This window comes from Streptomyces sp. NBC_00989, assembly GCF_045162655.1.
In the GTDB taxonomy this organism is placed as follows: Bacteria; Actinomycetota; Actinomycetes; order Streptomycetales; family Streptomycetaceae; genus Streptomyces.
Genome location: NZ_CP108728.1, coordinates 2401615 through 2413084, shown reverse-complemented (window position 1 = coordinate 2413084; position 11470 = coordinate 2401615). Strand labels below are relative to the sequence as shown.

Annotated in this window: 10 protein-coding genes; 3 read left to right on the top strand and 7 right to left on the bottom strand. The window is 71.4% G+C overall.

Annotation, left to right across the window (positions count from 1 at the left end; genetic code table 11):
* Positions 1 to 16: 16 nt before the first annotated feature.
* The 3 genes from OG714_RS10460 to OG714_RS10450 all read right to left on the bottom strand — a co-directional run bounded on the left by OG714_RS10460 (position 17) and on the right by OG714_RS10450 (position 3248).
* Complete coding sequence (locus OG714_RS10460) at positions 17 to 1246, bottom strand: serine hydrolase domain-containing protein (RefSeq protein WP_406120056.1); 1230 nt, start codon at positions 1244 to 1246, stop codon at positions 17 to 19.
* 65 nt (positions 1247 to 1311) lie between these two features.
* Entirely contained in the window at positions 1312 to 2670 is a 1359-nt protein-coding gene (locus OG714_RS10455; RefSeq protein ID WP_406120055.1) for an MFS transporter, read from the bottom strand.
* The gene (locus OG714_RS10450) at positions 2667 to 3248 is read right to left on the bottom strand and encodes a TetR/AcrR family transcriptional regulator (protein WP_406120054.1); all 582 of its coding nucleotides are present in this window, start codon (positions 3246 to 3248) and stop codon (positions 2667 to 2669) included. Before OG714_RS10450 ends, OG714_RS10455 begins: the two co-directional genes overlap by 4 nt.
* Before the next feature lie 98 nt (positions 3249 to 3346).
* On the opposite strand from OG714_RS10450, the gene OG714_RS10445 reads away from it, so the two are divergent.
* Positions 3347 to 3796 carry a PPOX class F420-dependent oxidoreductase gene (locus OG714_RS10445; protein ID WP_406120053.1) on the top strand — a complete coding sequence of 150 codons (450 nt, stop codon included), beginning with the start codon at positions 3347 to 3349 and terminating at the stop codon, positions 3794 to 3796.
* A gap of 402 nt (positions 3797 to 4198) precedes the next feature.
* Here OG714_RS10445 and OG714_RS10440 read toward each other — a convergent pair whose 3' ends face one another.
* Together OG714_RS10440 and OG714_RS10435 are read right to left on the bottom strand one after the other, a co-directional pair.
* Entirely contained in the window at positions 4199 to 5539 is a 1341-nt protein-coding gene (locus tag OG714_RS10440; protein ID WP_406120052.1) for an MFS transporter, read from the bottom strand.
* A gap of 238 nt (positions 5540 to 5777) precedes the next feature.
* Complete coding sequence (locus tag OG714_RS10435) at positions 5778 to 6443, bottom strand: TetR/AcrR family transcriptional regulator (RefSeq protein WP_406120051.1); 666 nt, start codon at positions 6441 to 6443, stop codon at positions 5778 to 5780.
* A 168-nt stretch (positions 6444 to 6611) separates the two neighbouring features.
* Between OG714_RS10435 and OG714_RS10430 the strand changes: the two genes are divergently transcribed.
* Both OG714_RS10430 and OG714_RS10425 read left to right on the top strand, forming a co-directional pair.
* Positions 6612 to 7499 (top strand): shikimate dehydrogenase, encoded by an 888-nt coding sequence (locus OG714_RS10430; protein WP_406120050.1) that lies wholly within the window; start codon positions 6612 to 6614, stop codon positions 7497 to 7499.
* A 32-nt stretch (positions 7500 to 7531) separates the two neighbouring features.
* Positions 7532 to 9331, top strand: coding sequence for a bifunctional sugar phosphate isomerase/epimerase/4-hydroxyphenylpyruvate dioxygenase family protein (locus tag OG714_RS10425; RefSeq protein WP_406120049.1), 1800 nt, complete (start codon positions 7532 to 7534; stop codon positions 9329 to 9331).
* Here OG714_RS10425 and OG714_RS10420 read toward each other — a convergent pair.
* Positions 9318 to 10781, bottom strand: coding sequence for a membrane-associated oxidoreductase (locus OG714_RS10420; protein WP_406120048.1), 1464 nt, complete (start codon positions 10779 to 10781; stop codon positions 9318 to 9320). The genes OG714_RS10425 and OG714_RS10420 overlap by 14 nt on opposite strands.
* A 100-nt stretch (positions 10782 to 10881) precedes the next feature.
* On the bottom strand, positions 10882 to 11469 hold the full coding sequence (locus OG714_RS10415) for a histidine phosphatase family protein (protein ID WP_406120047.1): 588 nt from the start codon (positions 11467 to 11469) through the stop codon (positions 10882 to 10884).
* Position 11470 lies beyond the last annotated feature (1 nt).

Genomic DNA, 11470 nt, shown 5'->3' with positions numbered 1-11470 from the left:
AGCCGGCGGTCGCGGCTCAGCCCGTGACCGCCTCGTGCACCAGCTGCTTCAACTCCGGGATGATCTTCAAGGACGACTTCGGCCGCAGCTGGGTCATGAACTGCACGGTCAGGTCGCGGCTCGGGTCGACCCAGAACGTCGTCGTCGCGGCGCCGCTCCACCCGAACGCGCCCAGTCCCATGGGGGATTGGGTGCGCTCGGGGTCGATGACGACGGAGACGCTGAGGCCGAAGCCCATGCCGTCGTTGCCGGGTTCCTGATGCGCGGGGCTGCCGAAGGCGCGCATGTCGGCGCCGCCGGGGAGGTGGTTGCTGGCCATGAGGTCGACCGTCTCGGGCGCGAGCAGCCGGGTGCCGTCGAGTTCGCCCCGGCACCGCAGGAACTCCGCGAACCGGTGCACGTCGTAGGGGCTCGCCGCCATCCCGCCGCTGCCCGACAGGAACCGCGGCCGGCCGCCCCGCAGCGGCAGCCCGGCGATCGGCTCGATACCGCCGCCGTCGGCGTCGCCGTACAACTCGGAGAGCCTGCCCGCCTTTTCGTCCGGGACCTGGAAGCCGGCGTCCGGCATGCCGAGCGGCTGGAAGATGCGCTCGGCGAAGAACTCGTCGAGCCGCTGCCCGGACACCACCTCGATGACGCGGCCCAGGACGTTGGAGGCGACGGAGTAGTTCCACTGGGTGCCCGGCTCGAACTGGAGCGGCAGGCTCGCGTAGATGTCGATCGTCTCGGCGAGGTTCGCGCCGGGCGGCACGGACGACTCCAAGTGCGCCTCCCGGTACAGGGCGTCGACCGGGTGCGAGTGGTAGAAGGCGAAGGTCAGGCCCGAGGTGTGGGTCATCAGGTGGCGGATCAGCATCGGCTGCTCCACCGGCCGGGTCCTGACGTCGGCGCCGGAGCCGCTGTCGTAGACCCGCATGTCGGCGAAGGCCGGAAGGTGACGGCCGACCGGGTCGTCCAGGGAGAGCTTGCCCTCCTCCATCAGGATCAGCGCGGCGACCGCGGTGACCGGTTTGGTCATGGAGTAGATCCGGTACAACGTGTCCGGCGTCACAGGGAGTTGCGCCGCGACATCGCGGTGCCCGTGGGCGGTGAGGTGGGCGACGCGACCGCCGCGGGCCACGGACACCAGGAAGCCCGGCAGGCGCTCCACGTCGACGTAGTGGGCGAAGTGCTGGTCCAGGCGGTCCAGCGCCTTGTGATCCAGTCCGACCTCGTCCGGGTCGACCTCTTGTCGCAGCTGTGCCATGGCTCTCCTCCGAATTGCGTTCACGAGGTGGGGTCCCGCATACCCGGCCCCGGACACCTCGGAACTCATCGTCGCGCAGGAACACCTGCGCGGTCTCCTGTAACGGGGGGATGTGTGAGCGACGCGACTGTCCGCCCGGGCAGTACGAGACAGGCGAGAGCGCCGGTCAGGGCCACCGCGGCGAGGATTCCGAGCGCCGGCTCCCGGCCACTTCCGGCCATCAGTGCGCTTCCGGCCGCGACCCCCAGCGTCGGACCCACGTTCGCCGCGGTCTGCTTGAGCCCGCCCGCCACCCCGGCCGACTCCACGGCGGCCTCCCGCACGACCACTTGGGTCGCCGCCACCATGACCGTTCCAAACCCGGCCCCGAGCAGGGCGAATCCCGCACATACCGTGATCGTGCCCGACGCCCGCGACAGCACGAGAACAGCCAGGGCTACGACCACCATCGCCACGCCGGCCGTGGAACGGGCCCCGACCCGGCGCAGCACCACGGCGGTCACGGGTGCCGCGAGCACCATCGCGGCGGCCAACGGCAGCCCTCGGAGGGCGCTTTGGAACGGGCCAAGTCCCATCGTGTCCTGCAGGAAATAGGTGACGACGAACAGCGTCCCGGAGAAGGCGGCCGACGCCGCGAGCAGCATCCCGAGCGCCCCGCGGATCGCCGCCGACCCGACGACGTCCGGCGGCAGCAGCGGATGTGCGGTACGGCGTTCATGGCGTACGAAGGCGAGGCCTGCCAGCGCCGACACGGCCAGCCCGGCGGCCGAACCGGGGAGGTCCACCAGCGCCTGGATGAGAGAGGCGAGGGAGAGTGCGAGGAGCAGGGCGCCGGGTAGATCGAACCGGACGGTGGCTGCTCCTGTGCGCTGCGGGCCCCGAACGGTCAGCGCGAGCACGCCGAACACGAGCGAGGGCACGACGTTGAGGAAGAACACGGCCCGCCAGCCCACCGCGCCCACCAACGCCCCGCCCACCAACGGCCCGGCGGCGGCCGCGATTCCGATCACACTCGTGCGTACGGCGATGGGCATGCCGAGCCGGTCGGGCGGGAACGCGGCACGGAGCATGCCGAGCGTGGCCGGCTGGAGCAGCGCCCCGAACACCCCCTGGACGACCCGGAGTCCGATCACCCACCCCACCCCGGGCGCCAGCCCGATCCCGGCCGAGGCGAGACCGAAGCCGAGCATGCCGAGCCCGAACACCCGCTGATGCCCGTACCGGTCCCCGATCCGCCCGGCCGACACCAACAGGCTCGCCACGGCGACCAGATACGCGGTGCTCGTCCACTGGACCTGCGCGAGCGACGCCCCCAACTCCCGTTGCAGGGTCGGCTGTACGACGGTCAGCACGGTCCCGTCCAGCGCGACGATCGCCGCACCCGCCGCACTGCTCGCCAGCACGAGCCTTCGTCGGACCGTCATCGGGTGGTCTCCGGACCGAGGTGCGCGTCGAGGGCCGACCGCAGCAGGGGTGTGAAGTCGTCGGCGCCGGTGGCGAGTTGGAGGCTGCCCCAGCGCCAGAGCTGGGCGACGCCGTGCAGGTTCGCCCACAACGCGCCCGCGACCAGGCGGGCGTCCCCGTCGGGGCGGGCCCGGCCGACCAGGTCCACCAGGACGCCGAACAGCGGCAGGCTGGTGTCCCGCAGCCCCAAGTGACCGCTCTCCAGCAGGTCGTGACGGAACATCAACTCGTACATGCCGGGGTTGTCGAGCGCGAACTCCAGATAGACCCGGCCCAGTGTCTCCAGTTGGGCGCGCGGGGGCGCCGTACCGTCGCCGGACGCGGCCGTCGCCCGGTCCGCGAGCTGGGCGAAGCCCCGGCGGGCGATCGCGGACAGCAGCTCCACATGGGTGGGGAAGTAGCGGCGGGGCGCGCCGTGCGAGACGCCGGCCCGCCGGGCGATCTCGCGCAGCGTCAACGCCTGCGCACCCTCCTGGGCCACCAGCTCCACACCGACGTCGACCAGGCGGCCTCGTAGTCCGGCTTCCGGTTCGTTCATGCTCATAGACACTGTCTACCAGCGATTGGTAGACAGTGTCTACCCGTCGGCTCCCGGGTCGGGGAATGCGTGACCTGCTTCACACGGTTGATGAACGCATGACTCACGACGCGACGCAGGACGCACTCCTCCGGCTGCTCTCCGAGGGCCACGGCGGGGTACTGGTCACCCTCAAGAAGGACGGCCGGCCCCAGCTGTCGAACGTCAGCCACGCCTACTACCCCGACGAGCGGATCATCCGTGTGTCGATCACCGACGACCGCGCCAAGACCCGCAACCTGCGCCGGGACCCCCGCGCCTCCTACCACGTGACCAGCTCCGACCGGTGGGCCTTCACGGTCGCCGAGGGCACCGCCGACCTCACCCCGGTCGCCGCCGACCCGCACGACGACACGGTCGAGGAGCTCATCCGGCTCTACCGCGACGTCCTCGGCGAGCATCCGGACTGGGACGACTACCGGGCGGCGATGGTGCGGGACCGGCGGCTGGTGCTGCGGTTGCGGGTGGAGCGGGCGTACGGCATTGCGAAGCGTGCCGACGAAGGGTGACGCATCGTCACCAGCCTTCACCGGCACCAAGGTTGATCCGCTGTGCGGGGAGCGGACGACGGGGGTGCGCACGAGGCGATGGATCGGCTGTCCACGGGCGCCATCGGTGCGGTGTCCGGGGCCGTCGGCCCCGGGACGGCCGGTGGGGCGGGCAACGACAGTCGGCCCCCGGCCCGCGTGCACCGGCCGCCCCTGAAATCGGCCGGGGCACGCGGGGACCCCTCCCTCGGCGGTAGCGGCGCTGTTCTTTTCTGCTCGTTCCGGCCGATGTTCTTGCGCGAAACGTCATCTGTCAACGGGGTGCCCGCGTACAGGGAAAGCTTGGACCGGTCCAGACGGCCCCGAAACCGAAACCCCCGGGCAACGAGGCCCGGGGGTGCGGTACTTGGCGGGTGATGACGGTCAGGCCGTCACCGTCTCCGGCTCGGACGCCTCGCGGGGCGAGCGGGTGCCGAGCAGTTCCGTCGGGACCGTGTGGGTCTCGCGGGCCGAGAGCGCGGCGATGACCGGCGGGACGCACAGGGCCGCCGTGAACAGGGCCACGGAGGACCAGTCCGTGCCGTCAGGACCCGCGATCTGCGCGGCGAACGTGACCGCGAACCCGGCCACGGCGAAACCTATCTGGGTGCCGATCGCCATGCCGGACAGCCGGACCCGGGTCGGGAACATCTCGCCGTAGAAGGAGGGCCACACGCCGTTCGCGGCGCTGTAGACGACGCCGAAGGTGACGATACCGAGGATCAGGATGAGGGCGTAGGAGCCCGTCGAGATCGCCCACAGGTAGAGGAACATCGTGATCGCGCTGCCGACCGCGCCGATCAGGTACACCGGGCGGCGGCCGATGCGGTCGGAGAGCGTGGCCCACAGGGGGATCGCGGCGAGCGCGACGAGGTTGGCCAGCGCGCCCACCCACAGCATCGACGAGCGGGACATGCCGACGGCGTCGCTGGTCGCGTAGGCCAGCGCCCACACCGTGAAGATCGTCGAGACGGAGGCGATGAGCGCGCCCGCGATCACTCGCAGGACGTCCGCCCAGTGCTCGCGCAGCAGTACCACCAGCGGCAGTTTCACGACGCCCTCGGTCGCCGCCTGCTCGGCGAAGGCCGGGGTCTCCTGGAGGTTGCGGCGGATGAAGTAGCCCGCGACCGCGACCAGCACGCTCGCCCAGAACGGGACGCGCCAACCCCATGACAGCAGCTGTTTGTCCGGGAGTTGAGCGACGGCGAGGAACACGAGCGTGGCGATCAGCTGGCCGCCCTGGGTGCCGCCCAGCGTGAAACTGGTGAAGAAGCCGCGCCGGTCCGCCGGCGCGTGCTCCAGTGTCATGGAACTGGCACTCGCCTGCTCGCCCGCCGCCGAGATGCCCTGGAGGACCCGGCACAGAACGAGCAACACCGGGGCGAGCGTGCCGACTTGGCCCCGCGTGGGCAGGCAGCCGATGAGGAACGTCGACAGGCCCATCAGCAGCAGCGTGAAGATCATGATCTTCTTGCGGCCGACCCGGTCGCCGAAGTGCCCGAGGAACAGCGCGCCGACCGGCCGGGCCGCGTAGGCGACACCGAAGGTGGCGAGGGAGAGCAGGGTCGCCGTCGCCGGGTCCGAGTCGTCGAAGAAGACCTTCGGGAAGATCAGCGCGGCGGCACTGCCGTAGATGAAGAAGTCGTAGTACTCCAGGGCGCTGCCGATCCAGGCGGCGGTCGCGGCCTTTTTCGGTTGCCCGACGGCTTTGGCGGGGACGGACACGGCTTGCTCCTTCGGGGGAACTCCACCGTAGGTGGAGTGAGCGGCGGGGGAGAGATGCCGGATCCCTGGGGTGACGGGACGGCGGGATGACGGGACGGCGGGGATGACGGGACGGCTGCGCAGGATGCCGCGGTGCTGCCCGGCTAATTAACCCACTGGGTAGTTAGTAGCGGTTGGCTACGGATGTTGCGCTCACGTTTCCCGGGTGTCAAGAGGCCGTACCGAAGGATCTCGCCGCTCAGTCCGTCGCCCGCTCCGCCGTCAGATAGGCGATCACCATGTCGCCCAGCATCGTCCGGTAGTGCTCGCGCTGCTCCGGCGCCACCAGGTCGCGGCCGAACAGGGCGCCGAAGGTGTGCCGGTTGGCGACCCGGAAGAAGCAGAAGGAACTGATCATCGCGTGCAGGTCGACGGCGTCCACGTCGGCGGTGAACAGGCCGGACTTCTGCCCCGCCTCCAGGATGCGGCGGATCACGTCGAGGGCGGGCGAGCCGATCTTCCCGAGCTTCTCGGAGGCGGCGATGTGCTCGGCGCCGTGGATGTTCTCGATGGACACCAGGCGGATGAAGTCCGGGTGCTGCTCGTGGTGGTCGAAGGTTAGCTCCGCGAGCCGGCGGATGGCCGCGACCGGGTCCAGGTGCTCGACGTCCAGGCCGCGTTCGGCCTCGCGGATCACGCCGTAGGACCGTTCCAGGACGGCCGTGAAGAGCTGTTCCTTGCCGCCGAAGTAGTAGTAGATCATCCGCTTGGTGGTGCGGGTGCGGGCGGCGATCTCGTCGACGCGGGCGCCGTCGTAGCCGGCCCGGGCGAACTCGTGGGTGGCCACGTCGAGGATCTCGGCCTTGGTGCGGGCGGCGTCACGGATGCGCCCGTTCGGTCGTGCCGGTTCTTCGACGCTGGTCATCGGGTTCCTTGGCTTCCTTCGGGCGCGGGCGCGGTGTGCGGCCGATTGTAGAAGGCGGGGCCGGTGGCGGGTGGGCCGGTTGCCGGCCGGGGGCTTCCCGGGGCCGCGCGATGCTGATATAGCTAACGTACTAGTTCGTACATAAGTGAGCCGCTCAGGAGGGCCACCGTGGCCGACGTCTTCAAGGACTCGTATCTCGTCGGGCTGATCGGTGCCGGCATCGGGCCCTCCCTCAGCCCGGCCCTGCACGAACGCGAGGCCGACCGGCAGGGGCTGCGCTATCTGTACCGGCTCATCGACATCGACGTGCTCGGCGTCGGCCCGGAAGCGGTCGGCGATCTCGTGCGGGCCGCCCGCGACCTGGGCTTCGACGGGCTCAACATCACCCACCCCTGCAAGCAGCTCGTCATCGAGCACCTCGACGGGCTCGCCCCGCAGGCCGAGGCGCTCGGCGCGGTCAACACCGTCGTCTTCGCGGCGGACGGCCGCGCGATCGGCCACAACACGGACGTCACCGGCTTCGCCGCCTCCTTCGCGCGCGGACTGCCCGACGCGCCCATGGAACGTGTCGTCCAGCTCGGCGCGGGCGGCGCGGGCGCGGCCGTCGCGCACGCCACGCTCACCCTCGGCGCCGAGCGCGTCACCGTCGTCGACGCGCTGCCGGAACGGTCCACCGCCCTCGCCGACTCCCTGAACCGCCACTTCGGCCCGGGCCGTGCCGTCGGCGCCGCCCCCGACCGGCTGCCCGGCCTGCTCGCAGCCGCCGACGGCCTCGTCCACGCCACGCCCACCGGGATGGCCGCCCACCCCGGACTGCCCTTCCCTCCAAGCCTGTTGCACTCCGCGCTGTGGGTCGCCGAAGTGGTCTACCGCCCGCTGGAGACCCAACTGCTGAACACCGCCCGCGCGTTGGGCTGCGCCACCCTCGACGGCGGCGGTATGGCCGTCTTCCAGGCGGCGGACGCGTTCCGCCTGTTCACCGGCCGGGAACCCGACAGCACCCGCATGCTCGCGGACATCGCCGAGTTGGCCGGTGCCGTGCCCGCGCCCAAATAGCCGTGCCCGCAGCGAAATTGAGAGGTACCCCGATGCGCACGTCCATCGCCACCGTCTCCCTCAGCGGTTCCCTCACCGAGAAACTCACCGCCGCCTCCCGGGCCGGCTTCGACGGCGTCGAGATCTTCGAGAACGACCTTCTCGCCAGCCCGTTGACGCCCGAGGAGATCCGCGCCCGGTGCGCCGACCTCGGCCTGACCATCGACCTCTACCAGCCGATGCGGGACATCGAAGCGGTGCCCGAGGCCGAGTTCGCCCGCAACCTGCGCCGCGCCCGGCACAAGTTCGAGCTCATGCGCAGGCTCGGCACCGACACCGTCCTCGTCTGCTCCAGCGTCTCCCCCCTCGCCGAGGACGACGACGCGCTCGCCGCCGCCCAGCTCAGCCAACTGGCCGACCTGGCGCAGGAGTTCGGCGTCCGCGTCGCCTACGAGGCGCTCGCCTGGGGACGGCACGTCAGCACGTACGACCACGCCTGGCGCATCGTCGAGGCGGCCGGCCACCCGGCACTCGGCACCTGCCTCGACAGCTTCCACATCCTGTCCCGCGGCTCCGACCCCAAGGGCATCGAAGACATCCCCGGCGAGAAGATCTTCTTCCTCCAGCTCGCCGACGCCCCGCTCCTCGCGATGGACGTCCTCCAGTGGAGCCGCCACTACCGCTGCTTCCCCGGCCAGGGCGGCTTCGACGTCGCCGGACTCCTGCGGCACGTCCTGAGCGCGGGTTACGACGGCCCGCTCTCGCTGGAGATCTTCAACGACGTGTTCCGGCAAGCGGAAGCGGGCCCCACGGCGGTCGACGCCCAACGCTCCCTGCTGGTCCTTCAGGAGACGGTCGGCGTGGCCGCTCTGCCCGCCCCGGTGATCCCCACGGGCATAGCCTTCGCCGAACTCGTCACGCCCGACGCGGAACCCGTCTCGGCCCTGCTCGGCGCCCTCGGCTTCGCCCGCACGGCCCGCCACCACGGCAAACCGGTGGACCTCTGGCAGCAGGGCGAGGCCCGCATCCTGGTCAACACCGGCCCCGCCCTGCGACGGGACGGCACCGCCCTCGCGGCGATCGGCCTCGAATCACCCGACCCGGAGGGCGCCGCCCGCCGCGCCGAGGCCCTCCTCGCGCCGGTCCTGCCCCGCCGCCGCGCACCCGGTGACGCCCAACTCGACGCCGTGGCCGCACCGGACGGCACGGAACTCTTCTTCTGCGCCCGCACCACCCCCGAACTCCCGGGCTGGCGGGCCGACTTCACCGACACCACCGGCCAACTGCCCGCAGGGACAGGCGTCCAGCGCATCGACCACCTCGCCCTCACCCAGCCCTGGCACCACTTCGACGAGGCGACTCTCTTCCACCGCAGCGTCCTCGGCCTCCACGCACAGGAGAGCGTCGACGTCGCCGACCCCTACGGCCTGCTGCGCAGCCGCGCCGTGACCACCCCCGACGGCAGCGTCCGTATCGCCCTGAGCGTCGGCGCGGCCCCGAGCGAGGACGGCGCCCACGCCCAGCACATCGCCCTCGCCACCGAGGACGTGGTCACCGCGGCCCGCCGTTTCCGCGAGTCCGGCGGGCAACTGCTGCGGATGCCCGCGAACTACTACGACGACCTCGCGGCCCGATTCGACTTCACCGAGGGCGAGTTGGAGACGTACGAGGACCTCGGCATCCTCTACGACCGGGACGCGGGCGGCGAGTTCCGGCACTGCTACACCCGGACCGTCGGGCGGGTCTTCTTCGAGCTGGTCCAGCGCGAGCCGGGCCACCGCGGTTACGGCGCCCGGAACGCGCCGGTGCGGCTGGCCGCCCAGCACACGGCGAAGCGGCTCACTGGCGGCTGACGGTCCTGGTCACACCGGTGACGACCGTCGTGGCCAGGATCCAGCCGGTGATGATCAGGGCGTAGGCGAGGTACTGGTACCCGCCGACCGGCGCGAACGCCTCCTCCTGGCCGAAGGAGATCACCGGCAGCAGCAGGTCGAGCGTGTAGAACACCGGGTTGAAGTGCGGGGCCTCGGACGGCTTGAGGGCGGGGGGCTGGTGCAGGCCGTAGGCGATGGAGCCGATCGCCAGCAGCGACAGCAGCCAGGTGCAGGCGCGCAGCGGGCGGAAGCCGTAGCCGACGGTGGTGTCCTGGGCGTAGCCCCAGATCCGGTAGTACCAGCGGAGGGTGCCGCGCAGGCGGCGCTGCTTGGCCAGTTGGACGTTGCGAGCCGCGTAGTCGTCGCCGACGCGGCGATACGCGGCGGCCAACTCCTCGTAGGCGTGCGGGACATAGCCGTCGCCGTCGCGCTCCAGCATGGTCAGCCGGCGGTCGGCGGGCTCGTGCGGGATGAGCGAGGTGTAGGTGAGGCTGGTGAGGAAGACCTGCGCCGGCAGGACCTCCGGCTCCAGCAGCAGGACGTCGATCTGGGCGCTGCGCAGCACGAGTCCCCCCTGCATGGGCGGGCTCGCGCGCAGCCAGAGTTCCCCCATGGTGGTGCTGCTCGCCAGCAGTACGGGACCGCCGGGGTTCGACAGGGTCGAGTACGACAGGTCCAGCCGGCCCGCGATCCGGGCTCCGCGCAGGCCCACCCAGCCGTCCACGCGGGCCTCCCGGACGAGGACGTTGCCCTCCACGGTGAGGATCTCGGCGTCGACGGCGGAGTCTCCCGGGTTGGAGAGGTGCGCCGTGTTGAGGTTGACCGACCCGGCGACACTCGCGCCGCTGAGCCGTATCTGACCACGCGTCCGCAGTCCGGTCGCCCGGAGATCGTCGCCTACGGCCGCCTGGTTGAGCTGGAGCACCGGCTCCTCCGCGTCCGGAGCGATGATCTCCGCGCTCTCCATGTACAGGCTCCCGGCGATCTTCGCCCCGGCGAGCCGCACCACTCCGCGGAACCGGGCCCGGGTCAGCCGCAGGACGCCGTCGACCCGCATCGCGTGGGCGGTCAGCCCGGGCAGCACGGAGTCGCCGAGGTTGAGCTCACGCAGCCGGGCCGCGTGGCAGCGGAGGGCCTCGTCGAAGTGGCAGTACCGCAGCCGGACCGGGTGGTCGATCGTCGCGTACTGGAGATCGAGCCTGCCACTGATCCGGGCGCCCGCCAGGCTCAGGGACGCTATCTCACCCGCTTCCTGCGGTCCGTTGAGCAGCAATGCCCGCAACACCTCGGCGCGCACGGTCCGTTCGGGCCCCCAGCTGTCGCCGAGGCCGATGTCCTCGTCCCGCGCCGTACGGAAGTCCACGGACTCGCCCAACGGGAAGGCCCGCCACACCTGTTCCTCGGCCGGTGTCAGATCGTTGATCTCCATCAAGCGGGACTCTAGCCGCGCCGAGGCCGTCGGCACAGGGGACGACAACGGCCCGGGCCGCGCGTCAACGCGCGGTCCGGGCCAGGGAGTTGTGCCGCTGTTACGGGCGGGTGTTCCACTCCGCGATCACCGGGCGGTCGTGCTCGGTGGAGAGGCGGCTGACCGTGCCGGTGGCCAGTTGGAACAGGCGGCCGTCCGCCGTCGGCAGGCCCAGTCGGCGGGCCGTGAGGACACGCAGGAAGTGGGCGTGGGCCACGAGGACCACGTCACCGTCCACCAGCGCGGTGTCCACCCGCTTCAGCACCCGGTCGGCACGGGCGCCGACCTCGTCCGGAGACTCACCCGGGTGTCCGGCAGGGCCCGGCGGCACCCCGTCGGTCCACAAGTACCAGTCGGGGCGGGTGCGGTGGATGTCGACGGTGGTGACGCCCTCGTAGGCGCCGTAGTCCCACTCGTGCAGGTCGGGGTCGGGTACGGCCCCGGTGATGCCCGCGAGTCCGGCGGTGCGTATCGCGCGGTCGAGCGGGCTGGTCAGTGCGAGCGCGAAGGTCCGGTCCGAGAGGAGCGGAGCGAGGGACTTGGCCTGTTCCTCGCCGTGCTGGGTGAGGGGCAGGTCGGTCCAACTGGTGTGCTGGCCCGACACGCTCCACTCCGTCTCGCCGTGGCGGACCAGCAGAAGATCCCCCACG

Excerpts from the sequence above, each read along its gene's own strand:
- OG714_RS10445 (WP_406120053.1), top strand. The coding sequence starts at position 3,347 with ATGACTCACGACGCGACGCAGGACGCACTCCTCCGGCTGCTCTCCGAG.
- OG714_RS10425 (WP_406120049.1), top strand. The coding sequence starts at position 7,532 with ATGCGCACGTCCATCGCCACCGTCTCCCTCAGCGGTTCCCTCACCGAG.
- OG714_RS10435 (WP_406120051.1), bottom strand. The coding sequence starts at position 6,443 with ATGACCAGCGTCGAAGAACCGGCACGACCGAACGGGCGCATCCGTGAC.
- OG714_RS10460 (WP_406120056.1), bottom strand. The coding sequence starts at position 1,246 with ATGGCACAGCTGCGACAAGAGGTCGACCCGGACGAGGTCGGACTGGAT.
- OG714_RS10450 (WP_406120054.1), bottom strand. The coding sequence starts at position 3,248 with ATGAACGAACCGGAAGCCGGACTACGAGGCCGCCTGGTCGACGTCGGT.
- OG714_RS10455 (WP_406120055.1), bottom strand. The coding sequence starts at position 2,670 with ATGACGGTCCGACGAAGGCTCGTGCTGGCGAGCAGTGCGGCGGGTGCG.
- OG714_RS10420 (WP_406120048.1), bottom strand. The coding sequence starts at position 10,781 with ATGGAGATCAACGATCTGACACCGGCCGAGGAACAGGTGTGGCGGGCC.